At 59.6% G+C, this 25,060-nt stretch carries 15 protein-coding genes, 2 pseudogenes and 1 CRISPR repeat array; of the genes and pseudogenes, 14 read left to right on the forward strand and 3 right to left on the reverse strand.

Annotated features, from left to right (window positions below):
• Positions 1 to 394: 394 nt before the first annotated feature.
• The 8 genes from cas6 to cas2 are packed head-to-tail and all read left to right on the forward strand — an operon-like array spanning position 395 to position 9,759.
• Positions 395 to 1,201 carry a CRISPR-associated endoribonuclease Cas6 gene (gene cas6 / locus FQU85_RS00500; RefSeq protein ID WP_145843253.1) on the forward strand — a complete coding sequence of 269 codons (807 nt, stop codon included), beginning with the start codon at positions 395 to 397 and terminating at the stop codon, positions 1,199 to 1,201.
• A complete protein-coding gene (cas8b, locus tag FQU85_RS00505) occupies positions 1,198 to 3,348 on the forward strand; it encodes a type I-B CRISPR-associated protein Cas8b/Csh1 (RefSeq protein ID WP_145843261.1) in 2,151 nt (716 codons plus the stop codon). The genes cas6 and cas8b overlap by 4 nt, the downstream gene beginning before the upstream one ends.
• Complete coding sequence (gene cas7b / locus FQU85_RS00510) at positions 3,345 to 4,466, forward strand: type I-B CRISPR-associated protein Cas7/Csh2 (protein ID WP_145843269.1); 1,122 nt, start codon at positions 3,345 to 3,347, stop codon at positions 4,464 to 4,466. The genes cas8b and cas7b overlap by 4 nt, the downstream gene beginning before the upstream one ends.
• Positions 4,466 to 5,257 carry a type I-B CRISPR-associated protein Cas5b gene (gene cas5b / locus FQU85_RS00515; protein WP_145843277.1) on the forward strand — a complete coding sequence of 264 codons (792 nt, stop codon included), beginning with the start codon at positions 4,466 to 4,468 and terminating at the stop codon, positions 5,255 to 5,257. Before cas7b ends, cas5b begins: the two co-directional genes overlap by 1 nt.
• Positions 5,258 to 5,276: 19 nt before the next feature.
• Positions 5,277 to 7,961 (forward strand): CRISPR-associated endonuclease Cas3'', encoded by a 2,685-nt coding sequence (locus FQU85_RS00520; protein WP_145843285.1) that lies wholly within the window; start codon positions 5,277 to 5,279, stop codon positions 7,959 to 7,961.
• Positions 7,958 to 8,503 carry a CRISPR-associated protein Cas4 gene (gene cas4 / locus FQU85_RS00525; protein ID WP_145843293.1) on the forward strand — a complete coding sequence of 182 codons (546 nt, stop codon included), beginning with the start codon at positions 7,958 to 7,960 and terminating at the stop codon, positions 8,501 to 8,503. The genes FQU85_RS00520 and cas4 overlap by 4 nt, the downstream gene beginning before the upstream one ends.
• Before the next feature lie 2 nt (positions 8,504 to 8,505).
• Positions 8,506 to 9,498 (forward strand): type I-B CRISPR-associated endonuclease Cas1b, encoded by a 993-nt coding sequence (cas1b, locus tag FQU85_RS00530; protein WP_145843301.1) that lies wholly within the window; start codon positions 8,506 to 8,508, stop codon positions 9,496 to 9,498.
• Positions 9,499 to 9,759, forward strand: coding sequence for a CRISPR-associated endonuclease Cas2 (gene cas2, locus FQU85_RS00535; protein WP_145843308.1), 261 nt, complete (start codon positions 9,499 to 9,501; stop codon positions 9,757 to 9,759).
• 102 nt (positions 9,760 to 9,861) lie between these two features.
• Positions 9,862 to 12,778: a CRISPR direct-repeat array (repeat unit 30 nt; unit sequence GTTTCAGACGTACCCTCGTGGGGTTGAAGC).
• Between the two features lie 791 nt (positions 12,779 to 13,569).
• Here cas2 and FQU85_RS00540 read toward each other — a convergent pair.
• A pseudogene (locus FQU85_RS00540) lies at positions 13,570 to 13,788 on the reverse strand (IS5/IS1182 family transposase); the annotation flags it as partial.
• A gap of 114 nt (positions 13,789 to 13,902) precedes the next feature.
• Positions 13,903 to 17,808, reverse strand: coding sequence for a PAS domain-containing protein (locus FQU85_RS00545; RefSeq protein ID WP_145843316.1), 3,906 nt, complete (start codon positions 17,806 to 17,808; stop codon positions 13,903 to 13,905).
• 111 nt (positions 17,809 to 17,919) lie between these two features.
• On the opposite strand from FQU85_RS00545, the gene FQU85_RS00550 reads away from it, so the two are divergent.
• The 5 genes and pseudogenes from FQU85_RS00550 to FQU85_RS00565 all read left to right on the forward strand — a co-directional run bounded on the left by FQU85_RS00550 (position 17,920) and on the right by FQU85_RS00565 (position 22,357).
• Positions 17,920 to 18,333: a response regulator transcription factor gene (locus FQU85_RS00550; RefSeq protein ID WP_145843322.1), complete on the forward strand. Its 414-nt coding sequence runs from the start codon at positions 17,920 to 17,922 to the stop codon at positions 18,331 to 18,333.
• 53 nt (positions 18,334 to 18,386) lie between these two features.
• A complete protein-coding gene (locus FQU85_RS00555) occupies positions 18,387 to 19,553 on the forward strand; it encodes a poly-gamma-glutamate biosynthesis protein PgsC/CapC (RefSeq protein WP_145843330.1) in 1,167 nt (388 codons plus the stop codon).
• Positions 19,550 to 21,190, forward strand: a complete 1,641-nt coding sequence (locus tag FQU85_RS00560; RefSeq protein WP_240792386.1) for a Mur ligase family protein — start codon at positions 19,550 to 19,552, stop codon at positions 21,188 to 21,190. Before FQU85_RS00555 ends, FQU85_RS00560 begins: the two co-directional genes overlap by 4 nt.
• 99 nt (positions 21,191 to 21,289) lie before the next feature.
• Positions 21,290 to 21,478: pseudogene (locus FQU85_RS13555) on the forward strand (RNA-guided endonuclease TnpB family protein); the annotation flags it as partial.
• Between the two features lie 63 nt (positions 21,479 to 21,541).
• Complete coding sequence (locus FQU85_RS00565; RefSeq protein ID WP_145843337.1) at positions 21,542 to 22,357, forward strand: hypothetical protein; 816 nt, start codon at positions 21,542 to 21,544, stop codon at positions 22,355 to 22,357.
• Between the two features lie 773 nt (positions 22,358 to 23,130).
• Here FQU85_RS00565 and FQU85_RS00570 read toward each other — a convergent pair.
• On the reverse strand, positions 23,131 to 23,316 hold the full coding sequence (locus FQU85_RS00570) for a hypothetical protein (protein ID WP_145843344.1): 186 nt from the start codon (positions 23,314 to 23,316) through the stop codon (positions 23,131 to 23,133).
• Positions 23,317 to 23,756: 440 nt separating this feature from the next.
• Here FQU85_RS00570 and FQU85_RS00575 point away from each other — a divergent pair, with 440 nt between their 5' ends.
• On the forward strand, positions 23,757 to 25,007 hold the full coding sequence (locus FQU85_RS00575) for a tyrosine-type recombinase/integrase (protein WP_168219901.1): 1,251 nt from the start codon (positions 23,757 to 23,759) through the stop codon (positions 25,005 to 25,007).
• The last annotated feature ends 53 nt before the right edge of the window (positions 25,008 to 25,060 follow it).

A 25,060-nucleotide genomic window follows, 5' to 3' on the forward strand; every position in this document is an offset into this window, starting at 1 on the left:
CCACCCGATGCGAGCGCCGACCGGGCGCCGATGGTGTCTGGGAACCGACCGGTACGGAATCCGTACGACCGAAACCTCGCGGTGGGAAACCCCACTCGCTGTGGTCTGCGTGTCCCAACGCCTCCGTCCGTCGAGGAGCGACGACCTCGACGACGAAACCGAGAGGCGACGCAACGCCGCACGCTGGAGAGACCGCGAGCGCGTCGCGACACTCACGTCTGGCGAGGCCGTCCTGCCAGCGATCGCGTTGATCAGTCGGTGGCTGCGCTCGTCGAAGAACTGCCGACGCGACAGCGTTGCCACTCGGAGAGGGGGCTAACTCGGTGACTGATTACTTCTCATCAGGGGAAAAGAATAACTACCACAGGATCAGTACCTAAATCAACATAACACTGTGAGATTACTAGCACGGCTACACGCGCGCACTGATGCCGCATACGACAACGCGTATCACCACAAGCTCCGAGGTCGGATCTGGCGAGCGCTACAGGACACGGAGTACGAACAGTACCATGACGAAAACCGCCCACCGGGGTTCACGTACAGCAACCCCTTCCCACCGGGGGATATGGAGGAAGGAGACGAGCGGACTCTGCTTATTTCGGCCCCCCAAGAGCAACTACTGGCCGATGTCGCGGAAAACCTGACTGCCAATCGCGAACTCAATATCGGCCAGATGCCGTTCCACATTGACGATCTCACGTCACTGTCACCGGATGTCGGTGAACCGGGGAGCAGCGGGACGATTGAGACCGGTACTGGACTCCTCGTACGCATCCCGCCGTGGCGTTGTGACGAGTATGGAATCGAGAACCCCGGCGAAGAAGCGGTATATTGGCGGCCGGAACATACAATCGAGCCACTACGCGAGCAGGTCGAAGCGAATCTCGACCAGAAACACGACCTGTTCAGCCCGGAATACCTCCCGGGCCCGAGCGACACTGAGGGCGATCTCTTCGAGGGATACGAGCTACTGAAGACGTTCGCCGTCCCGATCCAGGTAACCGTAGACCAGGAGATGACCTTCGTGCTCTCGAAGTGGCAGTTCAACTACACCGTCAGAGACGACGACCATCGACGCCACCTCAACCTCGCTCTAGACTGCGGGCTTGGGGAACGAAACGCGCTGGGGTTGGGTTTCTGTAACCTGGTCGAGAAGCACAACCCGTACGGCGAACCCGCGGCGGAGGTCGACAGATGAGTCTGCTCCCCGAGCCGTCGACGTTCGAGAAGCGTTACAGCGACGACGAGAAGCTAGCGAGCGAGCTGCCTGATCGACCGATCACCTCGCTCCGCGACCTCCAGTACGTCTACGGGCGTCTATACACGCTCGCAACCGCCGGAGGGGGCGAGTACGCGGCCTATCTGACGCCGGAGAAATCGACCGACCTGTTCGACGAGCCCGAGAGCCTGCTCTATCTCCGCGTCGATCTGAGTGGGGACAAGCCCCGCCTCGACTCCGACCAACCGATCGGTGTCGAGAGCTACGGCGAGGAGAAAGTCGAGGCAGTCGCCCACTCGTGGTATAACGCCGCAAAAGGGTTCGACCACAGCGTCACCCACCGAACGGGCAAGAACAAAGAGCCCCAAAAGGTCGCGGAGTATCTCCACGAACGACTCACCGCGTGGGCGGCCGACGACGTGATCCAAGAGGCTGTCGCCGATCACGAAGACGGATGGATCGTCGACGCGCTCGCCGAGCTCGGCGAGCGTGAGGGACGTAGAGAGCGCATCGAGACAGCCGTCGACGAACAGCTCGACGGCAAGACGACGGCGCTCACGACCGTCGCAGTCAAACTCGAGCCTGACGGCGAGTATCTCCTCCCGGGTGAGGCGAGTTCCGTTTTCAACGAAGCAATGCGAGCGCGCAAGCGATCGAAGCTCGTCTCGAAGGGAGAGGCCACGGACTCCATCGGTGAGGCAACCGATCTCGTGACCGGCGATCGAGGGCCGACTGTCGGGACAGCCGAGGATCCGCTGAACTACTTCCTCGGCAAGCAACTCGAGAAGTTCCCCGGGTTCGATCCAGACGAGGCGTGGCGGACGCACCCCGTTTCGGAAGACGTTGCAGTGACGCTGATGAACGCGAGTACGTTCGTCGACGCCTGCGACTACTACACGATGGGCGCGAACGTCTACTACCTCCCGTACTTTTTCGGGCGCTTACAGCCGACAGAAGCCCGAGAGCTCTATCGGATGCTCTATGCGGTCGTACGGGAGCAGGATATGACCCCGATTCAGCACGTCTATCAACAGTTCCAGAATGATCCGGCGCTACAGGAGTACGGAGAGCGGTTCCGCTTCTACGTCGCCGCCGTGATGGAACACCAGACGAAGCGATTCGACGTGTTCGGCGATACACTCGACGGGTCACTGCTGTCTCCCGTGGAGTTAATCGGTAGCCATATCGACGTTCTGGAGTCGCCGCTGTTCGACGTTCACGGCGACGCTGAACGAGATGCCCCCGAACTCAGGCCAGCATTCCCAGCACCAGAGAGTTGGGACATCTTCGTACCTAGCGAACACGCTCTCTTAGGCACCCTCGCGACTGGGTGGTACTTCGAACAGACGTTCGCGCCGGCCGATGACGACGACGCCAGCGCCGACGACTACCGAATCCGTGCGCTCGTGGCTGTGCTCTCGGGCGAGCCGCTTGACGTCGAGGCGGTGCTCACAGAGTACGTAGAACGCCTGCTCGAGGACGAGGGTGACGAGTTCCCGAGCTTCCGTGTCTCCGCACAGTACGCACAGCTCTGTGCGCTCGCCGAAGCGGGGCTTCTCACCGGACGCGACGCGTACGAACCGGTCGCAGAGCCGCGGCAGTTGACACACAACCATACAGACGATATGCAACAGGACACACCAGCCCGAGCTGACGGCGGGGACGTCGCCGCGGCACGGGAGACGAAGCTCGAACAGTTCCTTGAACAGACGCCGGCGCTCGGGGAGGAGCAGCCTGAACGGCGCGGCAGTTTCCTCCTCGGCGCACTGGTCGGTCACGTCACCGGCTACCAGCAAGTCAGTGAGGGGCGTTCGACGACGCTAATCGACCAGTACCCGATCAAGGCCGTCACAGAGTCGAAGCTGAAGCGCCTTGCCAGTGACGTGCTCGACAAGAACATCGTCTACTCCCGGGAGAACAATATGGCGGGGACGATGTACAGCGAGGTTGTCGATCGGCTGGTGACGACGCTCCCCCAGATCGATATCGACGGCGACTGGGAACTCGACACGACGGATCTTCGGTTCTATTACTCACTCGGGGTTGCGTACGGGATGAACAACTGGGCGAGCAGCGACGACGAACAGACCGATGACCAGCCCGCAGCCGAGGAGGAAGAAGCATGACCGACGACACATACGCCGACGACAGCTACGACCCAGTAACGAACCGATCCGAGATCGTCTTCTGCTACGACGCCGTCGACGCCAACCCGAACGGGAACCCCCTGAGCGGGGCGAACCGGCCGCGAATCGATCCCGAAACCCAGCAGGCGATTGTGACCGACGTCCGGCTGAAACGCTACCTCCGCGACCAGCTAGACGCCGACGGCCACGGCGTCTACGTGCGGAACGTCAAAAACGAGGCGGGCAAGCAGTCCTCGCGTGAAGACCTGCTCGCCGACCGGCTGCGCGAACTGGATCCCGACGACTGGAACCTCGACGATCTGGACGACGATGAGGCGGCCGAGCTCCGCGAGGAAGTATTCGGCACGTTCCTCGACGCCAGCGCCGACGTGCGGTATTTCGGCGCGACGATGAGCGTCGACATGAAGGGGAGCTACGAGGGGTTCGAGGACTACCTTCCGGATCACTTTACCGGCCCCGTCCAGTTCTCGCCCGCGAAGACGCTTCACCCTGTAACCGAGAACGAGGAGTACAACAGCCTTACGAGCGTCATCGCGACCGGCGAGGGGAAAGAGCAGGGTGGGTTCGACCTCGACGACCACCGTATTCAGTACGGCTTCATCGCGTTTCACGGATTGGTCGATGAGAACGGTGCCGCCGACACGAAGCTCTCCGAGGCTGACGTCGAGCGACTTGACACCCTCCCGTGGCGCGCGATCAAGAACCAGACCATCAGCCGGAGCAAAGTCGGCCAAGAGCCACGACTCTATCTCCGTGTGGAGTACGAAGACGAGAGATTCCACCTCGGTGGCCTCACCCGTGACCTCGACATCGACGAAGAGCGCTCGGCCCCCGTCGACGAACTCCGGAACGTCCGAGAGTTCACGCTCGACGGAACTGAGCTCGTCTCCCGGTTGGGCCGCCACGCCGACCGTATCGCCCGCGTTCGTGTCGTCGCCAGCGACGTGCTCGACGTGACCGTCGGCGATGAGGTCTACACTGCGGGCGACAACCCCAGCGAGCACGGCTTCTATGGCGCGCTCCGCGAGGCTGTCGACGACGAGACGGTCGAGGTCGTCGACGTCTACGACGAGGCTGCCGCGACGATGCCCAAGTGATGGCTCAAGAGTCACTTGAGAGCTGGATCGACGAGGGCGACGAGCTCCCAGAGACGTGTCTCTCGTTCGAACTCCGCGGAGAGTGGGGTCACTTTCGACGGGTTGAGGGGAACATCGTCAAACAGACCTACCGGATCATTCCCCGGACGACCGTCGCCGGCGTCGTCGCCGCGATGCTCGGACTGAACCGAGACAGCTACTACGAGGCGTTCGGTCGGGATGTGTCGGCAGTCGCAGTGGAGCCGATCAACGAGCTCCGGACGATCAACATGCCGATGAACACGCTCTCGACGGCCAAAGAGCACATGACGACGATGCCCAGTCGTGGGCATGCACGAATCTCGATGCCCGACCCATCGGAGCTCCGCCAGCAACACAACTACGAGGTGCTCGTCGAACCCGCCTATCGTATCGATCTCCAGCTCGCGAACGACACTCTCCGAGGCCGACTGCAGGATCGACTCCGCGAGGGGACGTCCTACTACCCGCCGAGCCTCGGCCTCTCGGAGCATCTTGCAGAGGTCACGTATCTCGGCGAGTTCGAGGTAACGCCACACGAGCGCGAGACTACCGATGTCGATTCGGCGGTGCTCGAAGCCGTCGATAGCGTCGAACTCACCCCTGAAACGGAGGTGAACGTCGAACGCTCGCCGGCGTTCATGGCGGCCGATGAGGGGGGCCGGACGACGACGGCGTTCCAGTCGATTGCGTACGCAACTGGGGCAGAACCACTCCGTGTACAGGACGTCGAGACCCACGAGGTCGACGGCCGACGGGTGATGTTCTCGTGAGCCGTGCGGGGGCGTAGCCATGGCCGAGTTCGCCGACCGACCGTCACATATCGGGCCGGATGGAGAACAGATCCCGCTCGATGAGCATCTCGACGACGTTCGAGAGCGGGTCGGATGGCTCGTCCCTGACGACGCCGAGACGCCAGCAGGGAACTCGCTTGCTGAGTTGGCAGGAGTTGTGGCACGAGTTCACGACTTCGGGAAGCTAACTTCCTGGTTCCGCGAGCACCTCCTTTCGGATGACGCGCAGCCGGACGGTCCGAAGCACCATGCCCCGATATCGGCGCTGCTCGCCCACTACGCGCTAGAGGCGCGCGGGTTCGACGGGGCGGATCCACTCATTGGCTTTCTCGCAGTCGCTAAACACCATGGCCGACTTCCGGACGTTGCGCCATATGTCTCGCGGACGGCCGCAGATAGCGCCCAATCCCCTCTCAAACGGCTCTTCCGAAGCGATGCCTGCCAACAGGCAAAAAAGATCGACGAGGAAGTTCCGGCACTCGCCGAATCAGTTCTCGAGCAAGCGACCAACAGCTCAGGATCGTGGGCAGCGTTCCTCGAATATGTCTCCGACGGAGAACAGGCGGGGAAGTATCGAACGATCGCCGAACACGCCTGTGGAGGGCTGACCCTGTCTCCGGAGCCGGAGAAGCTTCCTCCGGGATTCTACGAGTCAATGCTACAGGTCTGGAGTGCGCTCGTCTTCGCCGACAAGGCGAGCGCGACGCACCTATCGACCGGAATCGAAATCGGCCGGGAGGCCTACCGGTCGCCGACCCCTGAGCGCATAGAAATCGACGCGTACATCGACGAACTCCAGGCTGAGAACGCTGCGACAGAGCTGGATCCGTCCACGGAACGGATGAATGAGCGGCGGGAGGACGCTCGACAGGAGGTTCACGCTCGCGCCAAAGAGTTCGTCGACGACGATCGGAACGTCGCGACGCTGACGCTCCCGACAGGCATGGGGAAGACACTCACGGGGCTGGACGCCGCTCTAACAGTGCTCGAGGGGAGTGAGATGGCGTCGAACCCGAACGAGGGGCGCCTCGTCTATGCACTGCCGTACACGTCCATTATCGATCAGGTGGCTGAACAGAGCCGCGAACTGTTCGGAACCGGTGAGAGAGGCGAACGGCTCACCGTCGACCACCACCTTGCGGATACCCTCGTCTCGCCGCCGGACGAGCCCGAATCAGTCGCCGACGACGCCGTCGAGAACGTCGCCGCCCTCCTCGGCGAGAGCTGGCGGTCGGGGATGGTCGTGACGACGTTCGTCCAGATGTTCGAGAGTCTGGCCGGGCCGACAAACGCCCGCTCGATGAAGCTCCCCTCGCTGTACGGGAGCGTGGTGGTTCTCGACGAACCGCAGGCGCTACCGCTTGAGTGGTGGCCGCTCGTGAACCGGCTGGTCGAGCTGCTGACCGAGGAGTACGGTGCGTCCGTGATCGCCATGACGGCCACCCAGCCCGAACTCCTGTCTGCGGGCGGCCGAGAGCCGTTCTCCCTCGTCGCGGATCCTGATCCGTACTACGACAAGCTGGATCGGCTCGACTTCGTGCTTCACCCGTCCGCGACCGCGATGCTTCCCGGCCAGGACAGTGAAGAGAGCGACACGGTCGACAACGCGGGGTCAACACTCTCCTACGACCGAGCCGGCGACCTCGTCGCGACCCGGGCCGACGACGGCGATTCGGTGTTGGCGATCTGCAACACGATCGACAGCGCGCGTGAGCTCGCCAAGTCAGTTGCCGACCGAACAACACCGGTGGAGGTCAATGAGGTGTACGACGAACTGCTCGACGACGCGGATGAATCGACCGAATCGATACCGCCCGAGCGAACACGTACCGAGGCGACCCGTCGACGACACTCGGGACAACCACTGTTGGTTCACCTCACGACACGCCACCGGCCGTGTGACCGACGCCACCTCATCAACGTGGCGTCCGCCCTCGCGGAAGCGGGTGACCCAGTGTTGTTCGTCTCCACCCAGCTGGTCGAGGCGGGGGTCGACGTGAGCTTCGACGAGGTCATCCGTGATTTCGCGCCGATGGACAGTCTCGTGCAGGCCGCGGGCCGGTGTAACCGGTCATACGACCGCAACCGTGGGCGCGTGACGATCTGGCAGCTCGCACCGCCGCCGAACCGTGAAACAACGCCCGCAAGCGCGGTCTACGGTCGAGGCGAGAGCCTCACCAAATTGACTGGCCAAGCGCTAGCAACGGTCTACGACGGTGGCCCGATGCCCGAGCCGGCCGTTACTCGAGGCGCCGTCGAACACTACTTCGACCTGCTCGACGGGCGTGACGTCGGTGCCGACGAGTACGTGGAGTACCTCGAGCGGGCAGAAGCCGAACAGCTCGGGCGACTCTCACTCATCGACGAGCGGCCCGCCGTCGACGTGATCGTGACGAGAACGGCCGATGAGCGCGAGACCGTCGAAGAGATCCGGCGATCGTTCGGCGAGTACCGGTGGGACGACCTGGACGACCTCGTCGAGTCGACCGCGGACTGGCAGGTCTCCGTTCCCGTTTACCCCGGTGACGACGACACGATGGAGAAGCTCGCTGCATGCGAGCCGCTGTTCCCCGACACAGACCGGCTGGTGCTCGACGGGCGCCCGGGACGGCATGACGGCTACTTCGACGCCACCGACGGCGTCGTCATCCCTGACACGAGCGTGGAGGCACGGCTACTGTGAGCGATCCCGTCTCGCGGCTGGTGGCCACGGCACAGGACGACGCCGTCGACGACCCGTTTCGCGTCACTGGCGTGATGATGCAGTACTACTACGTCTGTGAACGCGAGCTCTGGTTCGAGAGCCGGAACGTCGAAATCGACCGAGAGAACGCAAGCGTTGCCCGAGGGGCCCGCGTCGATGAGTCCGCCTACGCGGAACGTTCACAGGAGAACCTTCGACTGGGGATGATCGCACTCGACCTCCTTGAAGACGGTCGGGTGGTGGAGGTGAAACCCTCATCGACGTTGACAGAGCCAGCGCGAATGCAGCTCTCGTACTACCTCTGGTACCTCGACCGAGTACTAGGCGTCGAACGTGAGGGCGTGTTGGCACACCCGACTGAGCGTCGGCGTGAGGACGTTTCTCTCGACGACGACCGATGCGAGAAAGTCGAGTCGGCGATCCGCGGGATTCACGCGATCGTGACCGCGGACAGCCCGCCGGAAGCCATCGAGAAACCGTACTGCGAGTCGTGTGCCTACCACGACTTCTGTTGGGTCTGACCATGGACAAGAACTACCACATCTTTTCGGACGGCCGCATCGAACGGAGCGAGGATACAGTTCGACTAGAGACCGAGGACGGCGAGAAAAAACATATCCCCGTCGAACACGCTGAGGCGATCTACCTGCACGGACAGATCGACTACAACACGCGGTTGATGTCGTTTCTCAATGACCACGGCGTTGCTGTCCATGTCTTCGGATGGAACGATCGCTATGCAGGGTCGCTGATGCCCGAACGCGGCCAGACGAGCGGTCGAACTGTCGTCGAGCAGGTTCGGGCGTACGACGATCCCGAGCAACGGCAGTCTCTCGCCGCCTCGTTCGTCCGTGGGAGCATCCACAATATGCGGACGAACGTCACGTACTACAACAGTCGGGAGTACGAGCTCGAGGGCGTAATCGAGGAATTAGACAAGGCGACTGCACGTATCGAGGACGCTGGCGACATCTCCGAGCTCATGGGTGTGGAAGCAACGGCTCGGAGAGCGTACTACCGGACGTTCAAGGCGGTTCTTCCCGACGCGTTCGCATTCGACGGCCGAGAGTACAACCCACCACCGAATCCGGTGAACGCGCTCATTTCGTTCGGGAACAGTATGGTGTACGCAAACTGTGTCTCCGCAATTCGTGCTACCGCACTTGACCCGACCATCAGCTATCTCCACGAGCCGGGAGAACGGCGCTACTCCCTTTCGCTGGATATTGCCGACCTGTTCAAACCGGTGTTAACGGATCGGCTACTGTTCAGGCTGGTCAACCGTAAGCAGATCAGCCGAGACGATTTCCGAGACGAGGTCGGCTCCTGTTTACTTAACGAGGAAGGCCGAACGACGTTTCTAAAAGAGTTTGAGGAGACACTCGAGCGAACAGTCGAGCACCCGACGCTGAACCGGAAGGTGAGCTATCAGTATCTGCTTCGCTTGGAGGCATACAAGCTCAAAAAGCACTTGTTAACCGGCGAATCCTATGATTCGTTCAAGCGGTGGTGGTAGATGTACGTCATCGTCGTCTACGATATGGAGGCTGACAGAACCCACCTGATGCTGAAGCTCTGTCGCCGGTATCTTGTCCACGTCCAGAACTCAGTGCTGGAGGGAGAAATCTCGGAGGGAGATCTAGCGACACTGAAGGGGGAGATCGAAGACCTCCTCCAGGAGGGAGAATCAGTCATGGTCTACGAACTCTCTTCGAACCGGCTGTTGAACCGTACCGTGTACGGGGACGACCCGACCGAAGATAGTCGGTTCCTCTAGCTGATGTCGACCCCCCCCGGGGGTTTGGGGAGATTGCGGGTCGACGGAAATGATGAAGTGTATACCACTGGTAGAGGTGATATGGTGGGCAAAATCACCATGGTTTCAGACGTACCCTCGTGGGGTTGAAGCGGTAGCACGGCGACGGTCTCGCCCGTCGGCACCCCGTTTCAGACGTACCCTCGTGGGGTTGAAGCCGGTTGTGGTGTGTCACGCATCGGGCCGTCGCTGGCGTTTCAGACGTACCCTCGTGGGGTTGAAGCGGGCCGATGACCGGCCTCGCACGCACCCGCGCCCGGTTTCAGACGTACCCTCGTGGGGTTGAAGCCGTCGTTGTCTCCGTGCCGATGTCGGTACCGAGGCCGTTTCAGACGTACCCTCGTGGGGTTGAAGCATATTGATATGGCGCGTGGGCGTGGGTCGTGGACGGTTTCAGACGTACCCTCGTGGGGTTGAAGCCTCGTCATCCCACAGAACCTGAGTCTCCTCCGCGACGTTTCAGACGTACCCTCGTGGGGTTGAAGCCACCGTCCGAATCCCCGGATCAATCGTACTCCCCCGTTTCAGACGTACCCTCGTGGGGTTGAAGCCACCGTCCGAATCCCCGGATCAATCGTACTCCCCCGTTTCAGACGTACCCTCGTGGGGTTGAAGCGAGCTAAACGAACTTGAAGAGTCAGAGGTGAAGAACAGTTTCAGACGTACCCTCGTGGGGTTGAAGCGTTGACTGCGGTGGCTACGTCGACACTCGGAGGGACGGCGTTTCAGACGTACCCTCGTGGGGTTGAAGCCGTGATTTTAACGTCGGAGCGCGTGAATCCCTCGCCGTTTCAGACGTACCCTCGTGGGGTTGAAGCGGCTTAGCTTCACCCCCACCGTCGTCGGGCTGTGGTTGTTTCAGACGTACCCTCGTGGGGTTGAAGCAGCCGCGTCGGCAGATCCCCTTCAGGAGCGTCAAGCGTTTCAGACGTACCCTCGTGGGGTTGAAGCTGGTTGATTGCCAGCATCACGAAGCCCTACGTAAAGCAGTTTCAGACGTACCCTCGTGGGGTTGAAGCGCCGCTCCAGTCCGATTCGTAACGGGGGCGGTAGTTTCAGACGTACCCTCGTGGGGTTGAAGCTTCAGACGGCCGAGCACGCCGCCCGAGCGGCCGCCGAGTTTCAGACGTACCCTCGTGGGGTTGAAGCCATTAGACGCATACACCGGATAATGGGAATAGCGAGGTTTCAGACGTACCCTCGTGGGGTTGAAGCCCGCTGTAGTGGGCGTAGACGCTGTTCGGGACGCGTTTCAGACGTACCCTCGTGGGGTTGAAGCAATCTTGACCCTCGAGTATCGGAGAACGTGCAGGGCGTTTCAGACGTACCCTCGTGGGGTTGAAGCCCGAGTCGAAGAAGTCGGGCGAGGATGCGTGGTGGGTTTCAGACGTACCCTCGTGGGGTTGAAGCATCCCTGAGGTGCGGACGATTGATGAGATTAATCTTGTTTCAGACGTACCCTCGTGGGGTTGAAGCGGTCTCTCCCAACGCAGTCGGGTTGATATCTGGTGTTTCAGACGTACCCTCGTGGGGTTGAAGCGCGTGGGATGGATGGGGTGTATGGGGTGCTTGCAGCAGTTTCAGACGTACCCTCGTGGGGTTGAAGCGATGAGTGCGAGGCCGCGTTGCGTGCTGATGTCGCCGGTTTCAGACGTACCCTCGTGGGGTTGAAGCTCGCTGGCATGGAGACGGCGGAAAGTCAGCTTGACGTTTCAGACGTACCCTCGTGGGGTTGAAGCGACAAGATGGATGACGACGACCGGAGCATGCTCTTGTTTCAGACGTACCCTCGTGGGGTTGAAGCACCACGTGGGCAAGAACTAAGGTAATTGGCCACATGTTTCAGACGTACCCTCGTGGGGTTGAAGCTCTCCGTCCCTGTCCGGCGCTCCGAGCAGGAGATCCGTTTCAGACGTACCCTCGTGGGGTTGAAGCCCACAGGGCACTGGCCCACACATCGACACCTCTTCGTTTCAGACGTACCCTCGTGGGGTTGAAGCTCGGAGGAAGCGGCCCGCGACCGCATCAACGAACTCGTTTCAGACGTACCCTCGTGGGGTTGAAGCGAGTCGTTCGCCGTGATTTGGGAGGGAACGCTCGTCGTTTCAGACGTACCCTCGTGGGGTTGAAGCGGCGATCCAGCCGATGGGCTGCGCCCAGTACCACGGCGTTTCAGACGTACCCTCGTGGGGTTGAAGCCGGCGTAATCGTAGATGGTAGTTCCGGAGCCGTAATGTTTCAGACGTACCCTCGTGGGGTTGAAGCGTTTGTGCGGCAGCGCGCGACAGCTGGCGCTGCAGTTTCAGACGTACCCTCGTGGGGTTGAAGCACCCCCGAGGCGGACCGCGTGGGCCGCATCACCCTCGTTTCAGACGTACCCTCGTGGGGTTGAAGCACCGGGCCGTCATCCTCGCCGTTCGTGAACGACGGGTTTCAGACGTACCCTCGTGGGGTTGAAGCGCATCCACACCTTCAGGAGTATCACAACGACGACTAGTTTCAGACGTACCCTCGTGGGGTTGAAGCCCGTTCTCCGGCCCGCTCCTGAATAAGCGACTGCCGGTTTCAGACGTACCCTCGTGGGGTTGAAGCACCACCACCGCCAGTCCCAAACGTCGTATGCTGGCTCGTTTCAGACGTACCCTCGTGGGGTTGAAGCACGACGACCACGTCGTACTCGTCGATGTCCGCGGTTTCAGACGTACCCTCGTGGGGTTGAAGCGGCCTCTAACATCCATGAGCAAGACACTTGGAGGTTTCAGACGTACCCTCGTGGGGTTGAAGCCGACGTTGCGGGCGTGGATTGCGTATGCGCGTGAGGTTTCAGACGTACCCTCGTGGGGTTGAAGCCGACGTTGCGGGCGTGGATTGCGTATGCGCGTGAGGTTTCAGACGTACCCTCGTGGGGTTGAAGCCGACGTTGCGGGCGTGGATTGCGTATGCGCGTGAGGTTTCAGACGTACCCTCGTGGGGTTGAAGCGCCATCAATTGGCTCTGTTGGAACCCCCAGCAGATGATAGAAATTACCTGCTGAATACAGCGAAGTGTACAGCAGAGCGTTATGCTACGTAGCGGCTACTCCGTTAGGCAAGAAGCAAGGAGCTGATTGAAGCGCCTGCCGCGTCTGTCCAGACAAACCTTGTTCTTTTAGACGGCACCAAGTAACTCCAATATATGCCCTCAAGACGGACGTTTCTTCTTGGTGGTGGTGGTCTCGCGGCGATTGGTGGGCTCAGTTGGCTTGGGGTCGAACACGTATCTGTAACCGGGGAGGTCAAGCGGAAGTATATCGATGTTTCGTGGAGATCTAACGGACGACAGCGACACGGGCGCATTTTGTGGTCAGCGGTAGCACCAGAAGACGAGATCAACATCTCGTATGCAGCCTCCTACGCTGCGGACGCAGTTCAGGCTCCGAGAGAGATCACCGTGGGTCGAGATTTGGCTAGCCGTCTGAACGAAGACTTCAATGACGTCACCTACAGGCTCGGTGTCTGCGGGACTGCATCTGGTGATTGCGGCTACAGCATGAAACGGGTGAGTCGAGACGGATTCAATACCGCTCAGCTGGGGGATACAGCGACCGTCGCAAATTTCGGAAATCAGCTCTATGTATACGCGGTGAATACACGATCCGGCTGGTCGGGGTCGTCGGAGATCAGAACGTTCGACTTCGCACGCAAGTAACCGACGTGCCAGTGAGTTTGCGTTACCAAAACACGCCATCACCGACATCGGCGGTGTGCGAGATATGTGCGCTGTAGCTACCAATCAGAGCGCTCGGTCAAGATTGTGAGTGAAGCAGGCGATAACAAGTTCTCGAAACTGTGCCCACCAGTGCCGTGAGCGGACGAATGCACCGTACTTGCGTTTGAGACGAGAGTTTACTGTCTCACTCTGGCTGCGCTGACCGTAGAGATCGGTAGTGAGTCGAGCGTTCCACGCTGTGTGGAGCGACGAAAATTCTCGATGCTTGATGACCGATCGAACACCCTCATCACGGGGTGACCTACCGCAGTCTCAACCCCCGAGCTGGCGCAGAAGTTGAGACCGATCCGCTCACTGCATAGACCGCAGGCACGGTTTGCTCACTGACAACGCGTACTATTTCGACCGCTTGAACTCAAAGCGTGCCCCGCCATCGGTTCCGTCTGTCAGCGAAACCGTCCAGCCGTGTGCCTTCGCAATATCGGCCACGATCGAGAGCCCGAAGCCAGTTCCTCCGTCACTAGACGTGACGCCATGCTTGAACACGTCGTCCTGCTTCTCTTGGGGAATCCCGCTACCGGTATCCTCAACGTAGAATCCGTTGGCCGCGTCTAGTCCGCCCACGGTCACCGTGACATCAGCACCCCCGTGCTCGACTGCGTTCCGGAAGAGATTCTCGAAGAGCTGGGTCAACCGCCCTGCGTCGCCGGTAACTTCCGGAACTCCATCTGCAACTGTAAGCGTTGCCTCCTCAGTATCGACGTATCCCCACGCCTCCGTCGTAATACTCTCGAGGTCGATCTCTTCTGCATCCTCGATCGTCGTCTCCCCACGAGCCAGCGTCAGGAGGTCTTCGATGAGCCGTTCAATTCGGTCGTGTGCGGATTCTACTTTTCCGAAGTGCTCCGCCTTCCCGGTCTCCTCCGCGATTTCGAGGAATCCCATCGCGACGGAGAGCGGGTTCCGAAGGTCGTGGGCAACGACGCTCGCGAACTGGTCGAGTCGCTCGTTCTGTCGGCGTAATTCCTCTTCCCTGCTCGCTCGTGCGAGTGCTGCCTCGACAGTCGCACCAAGAATCCGGAACAGGTCGACATCCATCTCAGAAAAGACCTGCGTGGAAACTGACCCCGTCGACATGAGTCCATACTCACCCAGTGGGACGAGAACCTCGCTCCGTATCTCTGTGTTCGGACTGTGGGATTGCCCCTCGGCCTGGACATCATCATATACCTGAGTTTCTCCGGACTCAAACGCGTCCCAAGCAAGGCTGTCTCCAGGAGTGAATCGAAGAGACTCGCCAAACAGGTCTCGTGCTGCAGACGTTTCCGTGATCGGGACGAGCGCGTTCTCTCGCTCGTTGTATTCCCAGATTCCGGTGACACCGAGGTCGAGTATCTCGGCCGCGGCATCGACGGCAATCGCTCCGATCTCGTCGCTTGATTCAGCGCCGCTCAGCTGCTGTGCGGTGTCCTGAAGCGAGCGGAGGCGAGCTTCCAACCGTTTCTGTTCGGTGATGTCCTCCAAGACGGCAAGGATGCTCGTAGTCTCTCCGTCGGGGCCTGTAATCGGCGCGACCGACAAGAGCAAGTCCAGTTCGTCTCCGTCTTTCGTCTCCCGCCGTATCTCCTTCGCCCGAATCCGCTCGCCACGCAAGGCGCGCTGCTTGTGTGAGGCGAACTCTTCTTGCTGCTCGTCGGGAACGATCGGATTGAACTCACCAAGCACTTCGTCTCGCGACCAGCCGAACATATTCTCGGCCTCGTCGTTCCAACGGATGACGTTGCCATCGGTGTCGATCTCCATGACGGTGAGTGGCGTGGCCCCGATGAGCGATTCCAGTCGCTCGTTCGTCGCCTCGAGTTCGCGCTCTCGTTCGACCTGCTCGGTGACGTTTCGAGCGATGCCCACGACTCGAACAATCTCGTTGTCGACGATTACTGGTGCGAGGCTGGTGTCCCAGAACCGAGCACCGTCACCGATATCGAGTTCCTCGCGATACGAGACAGGGGCACCCTGATCGACGCAGCGAGTGTAATTGGTCTCGAGTTCAGCACCCTGCTCGTCGCCGAACACCTCTCGTGGCGACTTGCCGCGAACCTCTTCAGTTGAGAGTCCTGTCTGTGCCTCGTATCCGGGGCTGAGTCGGGCAAACTCGAACGAGGGGTTCTCACCAGCGGTATCGACGTCAAGCAAGAATATCGCGTCCCCGGACGTTTCGAGCAACGCCTCGTACTCCTCCGCCAGCTCTCGGTACTGACGGCGTTCCGCTTCTCGCTCCGTGATGTCCTGAAAAACGCCTCGAAGTGCTGGGTCGCCCCGTGGTGTGTCCTCGACGTACTCTCCCCACGCCCGCACGTCACGCACCTCGCCGTCGGGTCGAACGATTCGGAGGTCGAGGTCGTAGGGTTCCCCGTCTTGGATTGCCTGGTCGACCGCTGCGGCAATCGTCTCTCTGTCGTCGGGGTGGTAGAACTCGATTGCGTCGTCGAGAGAGGGTTCGTAGTCCTCGTCGACACCGTGAATCTGGCGAACCCCGTCAGACCAGGTGAGTTCGCCGCTCGATGGGATGAATTCCCAGATACCGATGTTTGCGATGTCCTGAACGCGGTCGAAGAGGAACCCCTGACGTTCGAGTTCGGCACGGTCACGTCTACGTGAGAGTTCAGTACTCACGAGTTGTGCGACCAGCTCGACGAACGTTCGTTCGAGCGCTCCGAACGGCGCGACCCGCGTCGTCGGACTCGAGAAATTGACGGTTCCGTACCGCGTGCCATCGACGACGAGTGGCACGCCGATGTACGATTCTAACTCGAAGTCACGGTAGGCAGGATGCGTCTCTTTCCCGCTGCTAACGGCGTCTGCAAACGAACAGACCGAATCCGTGCCGACGACTTCAGCACAGTACGTCGATTCGAGATCGAACTGATCGCCAGCTTCGATATCAGCCTCTGGTGCATGAACTGCTTCGACCGTGTAGTCGCTGTCCTGAATCCGCGAGATGATGCCGATTTCGAGTCCGAGCGTCTGACAACCGACTTCAAGGAGATTCTCGAGGCGTGACTCGGCCGAGACCTGGCTTTCTGCCATGACCGCCTGGAGATCCTGGAGTGCGTCCCGCTCTCGTTCCAATTGACGCTTCACCTCGCTTTCTTCGGTCACGTCTCGAGCGACAACGACTACCTGCTGATTCGCTCGACTCTGGAACGGCGTCACCCGGACGTCGAATGTCCGCTCGCTGGTCCCGACCACGACGTCGAGTTGGAGGTCTGCATCGTACAATCCGGTCGACCCACTATCGCTCTCGATCTCGTCGAGCGTCGATTCGACTGCCTGGGAGAATCGCGTTATATCGGACTCGCTAACGCGGTCATCGACGACCGTTTCGAACTGTTGTCCTGTGAGCTGGGCCGACTGATCTCCGGCGAGCAACCGCTTTGCAGCCGTATTCGCGAACTCGATATCACCGTGTTCGTCGAGGACGAACACGACGTCGTGGATGTTCTCCAGAATCGCGTCACTGCGCTCTAGCTTCAGTTCCCGCTCTCGCTCGGCAGTAATTTCACGCGAAAAGACAGTCAGTCCGTCGTCATCTGGGAACGCTCGCACTTCGATCCAGTAGTCGAACGGCTCTTCCAGATGCTGTTCGAACGATACTGGTTCACCAGTCTCCATTGCCGTTCGATACTTGTCTTCGAGTTCCGTTCCGACGATCGACGGGAACTCTTCCCAGATGGTTCGTCCGACGACCGCGTCCGGGTCACGGTCGACTCGCTCGGCCATTTTCTCGTTTACATACTCGATGCGCCAGTCGCTGTCGACGGCGTAAATCGCGTCAGTTGCGCGTTCGAGCGTTCGTCGGAAGCGCCGTTTCGTCTGCTCGACCTCCGTGCGTTTGTGAGCAGCCCTCGTGAGCGTTCGAATACGGGCCGCGAGTAGTGTGAAGTTATCACGTTCCGACCGGACTGGGATGTAGTCCGAGACGCCGGCACGAGTCGCTTCACTCGCGATATCCTCACTGCCTTTTCCGGTAAAGAGGAGTATCGGGATCTCGTCGTTCTCCTGGCGAATCGACTCCGTGAGCTCGATGCCGTCGGACTCTCCGAGCGAATACGCCGTCACGATACAGTCGACCCGATCCGAAGCAAGCCGGTGCAGTGCTTCGTCGATACCGCCGGCAGAAACACAGTCGATCTCAGGACTCGTCTGTTGGAGTTTGGTTTGAACCAACTCCGCGAACGCGGGATCGGAGTTCACGTAGAGAACGCGGAGTGGATCGTCCAGTTCGTCAGTAGTACCGAGCACAGTTACAGAGATTCGACTGTCTAACCGGTTAAATATTTCTTGCGAGACACTCTCGTGGGCTATCGAGGTCGCTGACGACTGAAAAAGCGCACTACTCAAGGGGATTTTCGTATGTCGGTCAATATAAGAATACGGGACGGATACGCTGCTGGTATGGCTGCGGAAATTCTGGCTGCCGACGACGACGAAGACATCAGAGAGATGATCGATGTTAGTCTCAGTGAGGAGTTCGATGTGGAGACTGTAAACGATGGTCGGGAGGCATGGGAGTACTTAGAAGAGTCTCCGGATTCATTACCGAAGGCGGTGATTCTCGACGTCATGATGCCAGAGATGGACGGGTTTTCGGTTCTAGACCATATCCGGGAGAACGACGGGATGCAGGACGTTCAGGTTATTATGTTGACATCACGGAGTCGGGAGGAGGACATCGTTCGAGCGCTCGAGGGAGGCGCGGACGATTTCCTGGCGAAGCCCTTCAATAAATCCGAACTGTACGGACGTGTACAGCAAACTCTCCAGTAAGCGACCATACAGAATTGAAAGTATAAAGATGCATGGGCTGATAGACCGTTACAATGTGGGTGGCCACACTAGTCGCCGTGATCGGTCTATTAGGCGTCGGGGCTATCACTCAATTCACCGGGTATCGTATGGGCGGATCAATCACCATTCCCATTCTTGCCGTGTACTCTTTGAAGAACTTCGTCATGCTCCCCGTTTTTGTGTTGAGCGCAGCAGCCGCGTACGTTGGCCTCTGGATCCTCCGTCGTCGAACGTTGATATTTGGTCGTGACGAGCTCATTGCAGCGATGGTCATCGGCACAACCGTTCCAGTAGTCACGCTCTTTTTCATTCTGCAATTAGGACTTGAGGTGGGAGTAATCGCGTTTCTGGGAAGTATTCTCCCTGGACTCGCAGCGTACAATTACCATCGAATCAAGCCGGAGTATCGCCGAAACGACCTCTTGGCGAGTGTCGGGTTGTTCGTTACTCTCACTGCGCTCGGTTGGGTACTGATTTCCAATGGATATGCGCGTGAATTTGGTGCGCTGACGCCCCCAGTCCTTTTTTCTTCGACGGCAGACGTCGCTATCTACAAAGGTGTTTCAGTGTCCCTCGACCCCGAACCCGTCATCCTCCCTCGAGAGATTGTGGCCGGACTGTTCGCTGGTGGGCTGGTTCTATCTGAACGGCTCCGGGGTCAGTTCGGTGTTCGGGTCGGAATCATCGGTGCGGTCCTCCTCGCGATTTACGCGCTAGCGAGCTATTGGCTCGTACTCCTGTACGTCCTTTTGCTCGCGCTATCGTTTGGCTTCATCCAGCTGTCGAACTACCTCACACTCCGGTACGGACGAGTGCTTCTCGGAGTGACTGTCGCAGTCGCGATCTTCGCCGCAGTATCGCTGACGTTTGTCGTACCAATTGAGCGAGGGCTGTCGGCGTTCTTCACCGCGATTTTGGCAGGTGTTGGCGCGTACAACGCGCATGCGTCGGCACCATTCGAGCGCCGCCTCGTCGTCCCGCTTCAGATCGTGGTCTTCATCCCCGCATTGATCGTCGCTCGACTGTTCAGTGCTCCCCAACCTCGTGGGTTTCCACAAGAGCTGACGTTGCCTGTCCTGGGGATTGCAGCGGTTCTCTGGGTGGCTGCCTTGGGTATCGCGTATTGGTATACCGTGTCACCTCCAAGCGAAGAGGAGGTTCTCTCTGCGTCGGTTCTCTCTGAAGGGGGTGAACCATGAGTCGGACCGCCTTCGAGATCTACGGCCGTGGGTTCGGCTGGTCGTGGCGTCTTAGGGGCCCAGCGGAGGTACTAGCAACCGGGAGTCGCCACTACGACACGTCCCGAGCAGCTCGCGAAGCAATTGATCTCGTTCGCGCCGCTGTTACAGAACTATCGGGGAACGAAGAGTCCTTCCCAGACACCGACGTCGACGCCCCCGACATCATCGTCGAACGAGAGGCCACACCGACGGGAGAACTCCCGGAAGAACGAAACAACTGGGTCTGGCGGCTCCAAACTGCAGACGGGGTACTGGGGCATAGTGCCGATCGCTTCCCGACGGAAGTGGCAGCACAGTCCGCGGCGGACCAGTTCCTCGACTATGCGGCGGGGGCGCTGCCGATGTTCTTGGTTGGGGCGGAGTACGAGTGGAAGACCGGCCCGAAGCCAATCGAAGTCGGCTCGTCGAGTTTGACAGGACTGGTCAATGAAATAACGAGAGGTATTCGACATCGTAAGGTTCTCGATCAGATCGATACCCAGATTGTCGTCTCGGGAACCCGTGGTAAATCCTCAACCACCCAACGGCTCGACGATATCTTCAACCGCCGAGGGTACGATACACTCACGAAGATCACCGGCAATCATCCACTACTGATCCACAACGGCGAAGTCCATCCCATCGAACGACGGGGCCCCCGAACGACGCTCTACGAGAATATCAGTCTCATCGCCGAGTTCGTTCCCGAACTCGATGCGTACGAGCCAGACGACGTCGCTATCTTCGAGAATCAGGGGATTACGGAATATACGACCCGGCTGTTCAATCAGCGTCTGACCAACCCGGACATCATCGTGTTGACAAACGTCCGCCAGGACCACACAGATACCCTCGGGAAGACTCGAACAGACCTCGCACGTGCGTTTGCGCGGTCGGTTCCGGCGGGAACACACGTCGTGAGCGGTGAGCAACACCCGGTGTTGCACGAATATATGCGAAAAGAGATCGACCGTCGCGGAGGGACTATCGAGCAGGTTGATATTCCCGACGAACACGAAGGGCTAATCGGTTCTGAAACGATTCACGCAGTCAATGCGGTGTTAGATGTTGTTGGCGAATCGCCACTTCCAGCCGAGGAGATCGAATCGTTCCTCAGTGCGATCCAACCGACGTGGATAGAACTTGAAGACGGACGCATCTTCAACGCTGCCGAGGTGAACGACGTCGAAAGTACTGAGATGGTTCGACGGGTGCTCGCCGATGACGAATGTATCACCCCGTTCGTGTACCTCCGGCGAGACCGGCGAGGGCGTACAGCGTCATTTGCTCAATATATCGAGTTGCTATTCGAGCGAGAGTTAATCGAGGAAGCTCATGTCGGTGGAGCTAACACACGTGCGTTCGCCGAAAACGTCGATGTTCCGACCGAGTGCCACAGTCAGAATGCGGACCCGGAACAGGTTCTAACTGAACTGTTCACCGCTGGCCGGCCAGTCATCCTCATGGGTAACACGGTGGACGAGTTTATGCGTGAGATGCAGGCATCGATTGAACAACGAGTGAAAGAGAAAAAACAGGCCGCCTCGGCAAGCGAAACTGTTGACCTTTCTGAACAGGGGAGCGCGGAAGCGACTAAACCAAAAGGCCACGAGTAAAACGGTAGCTTCTGTACGGGTTCGGCCTTTTGATTAGATGGAGACGGCCCTGTTGAAACCCTATCGTTCCAACATTTGACTCGCTGGAATAGCCGTTAGATAGGTGTGCGTATGGGTCGAAAGAACCTCTCGACTGCGTCGAGACGCAATCCGTCTCTTGTGCGTCTTCAACTTGCCCTCAAGTCTGGAACAGTGACGCCGAAGCGCGGATTTACCGCCTACCCTGATCGGTTCGAGGCCGAGTTCACGGACAAGCCCCGTCCTCAACGAGCGCGTCAGCGCGAGTAGGGCGGGGTAGTTGACTGCGTGGCTTCGAATGATTAATATCTGTGAGCGAGCAGTCATCGGTCTATGACTGATTGGCGAGAGCGGATGGAATCTGGGTCAGAAATTCTGCGCCACCAGGCTGTTCGCATTCCGCTCCCAGACGTGGACGCAGAGCGCTCCGTCCACGACAATATGATGCGGATTGCGGCCGCTGGCGAGCGAAAAAGCAAGTTACTCGATGACCCGGACGTGCCGTTAACGGAAGTCTATGAGGATGAACTGGCCGAGATGAGACAGAGCTTCAAGCACCGCTTGCAACAGGTCGCTGGCGAAGACTACTACGATGTTGCAACCGCGTACCTCGACGGCGAGCGTGACGACTGGATCGGGGCACTCGCAGCGTATTATCTGGACTGCTATTATCGCTTGCAGGAGCGCTACACCGTCGACGAGCACATTTTCTTTTTGGTGATTCTGCGATATCCGGAGTGTATCACTGTGAACCTCAGTTTTCCCACCGGTGAGATCAGCTCCGACGCAGTTCGCTACGAGTCCGCCAAGCACGTCGAATCCGAGCTCGACGAGCACGACCAAAAACAATTCTACGCTGACTGTCAGTACTCACAGCACAAAGCTGCGGAATACCTTCGCGAGAACGTCGATTGTATTCGCGAAGCGTTCCCAGACCCAGAGACGACTCTGTTCAAGCAGCGTCGATACGGAGGATTCGTCCACATCACAGGCAGACAAGGAGCGACATTCGCGGAGATACTCGAGTCTCTCTCCCCGAATCCAGACCGGTTCGATGACGAGGCATCGACACCTGGTCTCGTTTCGGAAGGATCAGAAGCCAAACGAGCGAAGCAGGAGTTCCTTACCGACGCCAAGATTGTACTCTGATCGGTAGAAACGCTGTACTTAACGAAATGCCGCACCACATCGGGATGGGTTCGCCGTAGCTGGAGTTGGCGTGGAACAGCCGATCAGTAGAGACGCGAACCAGTACGGGAGCCTCTGACCTGAGAATCTGGTAGCTGTTTCTGCGTGGTTTCTGACAGTATACCGGAATAGAATTGAGGTCAGCAGATATAACCCCATTCAGAACGGGATTAGTATTGATTCACTGTCGTTTTGTACGGACGTACCCTCCGAACTTCTGAACTGCTGAGCTGGCGATTTCTGTATAGTGGTATGTAGTTTACGCCTATTCCGGGGGTTTTGGCCGATATGGCGTGTTGTTTGGTTGTCTGGGTGGGACAACAATACACCAAAAATTATACTCTACGTTATATTTAGTCGCTATCCGCCCAGAACTACACCCTTAGACTACCCGAGCGCCAAAGCGACACCGATGACGACCAGACTCCTCAACCAACGACGGCCCCCTCGAACGCGACCGCCTCGGTCTCCCCCACCGTCCGAAGCGACGGTCGACCGCGGTCGAAATCCGGTGAGTCTGTGCGATCGATGTGATAGCAACGCAAATCGACGTATCACGAGCGGTTCGCTCGCACCCGCTCTAGCTAACAGTAGTTGCTAGCGCGATTTCTTTATTCAGAAAGGTGCCTGAAACGGCTGAATCGGTAAGTAGGTATGCGTACGTTGCGACAATTGAGTTTAGAATACAGCGGTGGTATTGGGTTCGAAGTAGCCGATGCCCACGTGAGTGTGAGTTACTGTGGATCCACAGATCGTTCGACAGTTTTGACCCCAACATACGTGATTGCTCCTACGAAGAGCATCTCTATAACTATGTTCGCCACAGCAGATTTGATGAATGATAGCTGTATTAATTGAGTGATCGCCACCCCAAGAGCCGGAAAAAAGCCAGCGGCAAGCAGGGGTTTGAATCTAACCATATCGAAGGTAGAATATATGTACGTATAACTTATTTGGTCGTTGTTAGCACTCATTCTCTTCCCTGAACTAACCGGCTGTTTCACCCAGTACTCTGAATAAAGAAACCGTATCGTCAACTACTGCTAACACGCGAGAGCCCGTAGAACTAGCGCCGGAGCCCGATCCGACAGCTGCCCCAATGTACACGCGGACAGTCGGCGTACTGGCCGTCATTGCAGTCGTCGTGCTCGCTGCGTGCGGCGGCCGGCGCGAGCACGAGCCGCCTCCGTCATCGCGACGGGTTTCGCCGCGGTCTGCCGAACTCCGAACCCGAAGACTGAGTCGCCGGGAGGGGAACGATAATGCGTACCGAGTCCGTATCTGCGAGTATGAACGGAGTCGTGAACGAGACCGTGGTCGGCGCTGCGCTGCGAGGCGACCGGATCCGGGAGCGCTGAGTATGCCCCGGTACGCTCGCTTCGACGGGCTCGACGACTTCGCCGCGTTCTATCGCGAGACCGTCGTTCCCGCGCTCCGCGACGACCCCGCCTGCGACGTGAACCCCGACCGGGAGACGCCGCCCTACGCGTGGCTGAAAGCGAACTACTCGGGGTTCGTCGAGCGACTGCGGCGCGACCACGGGCTTTCGCCGGGCGCGTTCTACGACGAGGTCGGCCTCCCGCCAAACCCCGGCGAGGACGACGAGTGGGGACTCGACCACGACCCCACGGTGCGCGGGCTGGAGGACTACCTGGAAGAACTCGAACGCGACCGGGGGCGTGCGGCGACAACGGTCGGGCCGCGGCGCTCGCGCCTCCGGACGTACGCCACCACGTACCGGGACGTGAACGACACGAGCGACCTGCTCTCGCCGCTGCTGGACGAGACGGCGAAGCCCGAGGAGATCGCGCGCGTCCGAGATACGTTCCGCGTGCTCGACGAGGAGTTGGGGACGCTTGCCTCGAAGAAGAAGTACGTCTCTGCGGTGAAAAACTGGTATACGTTCCTCGAGGAGATGGGGCGCGGACTGTACAATCCGGCGGCGAGCATTCTGAACCGGTTCGGGTGGGACGAGGATCCGCTCTACGACCATCCGGCGCTGTCCCGGGAGGACGTGCAGGCCTTGCTCGCGGTCGCGAACCCCGACGAACGCTTCCTCCTGTTGGCGCTTGCGGGCTGGGGGTTGCGGCCGGTGGAGGCCTGCGAGCTCCACGTCGACCAGCTCGTGTTGAGCCCCCCGGAGGGGGACGTGCCGTACGTCGAGTTCGCGGCCGGTGAGCGGAAGAACGCGCGACGCACCCGGAATACGGTGGAGTTGTTAGTCGGCGTGGACGCGGTTCGGGAGCGAGTGGCCAGGTTCGCGGACGCCGAGGAGTGGAGCGGGTATCTGCTGCCGGGGGAGTCGGACGGGATATCGACGGAGACGGCGCGTCGGTGGTTCCGGTCGCTCGGGGAGCGCGCGGACGTGTCGGTGGCGGGCGAGCCGCCACTGCCGAAGATGGGGCGGCGGACGTGGTATCGGCTGTACCGCCGGCAGCGCCCGGACATCGAGGCCGGGACGGCAGCCGTCGCCGCCTCCCAAGGGAGTCGTGATCCGTCGGTCTCGGAGCGGAACTACCTCGACGAGCGCTCGCGGCGACAGGCGCGTGCGGACGCAATGCGCGACCTCGTTCGCGCGGAGTTCGCGGACATCTTCGAGCGCTACCTCTGAGGAAATAGAACCGGGGCGAGAAGACTCACTCGGACGCTCGACGACACGTACCG

Origin of the sequence: Salarchaeum sp. JOR-1 (assembly GCF_007833275.1) — an archaeon.
In the GTDB taxonomy this organism is placed as follows: Archaea; Halobacteriota; Halobacteria; order Halobacteriales; family Halobacteriaceae; genus Salarchaeum.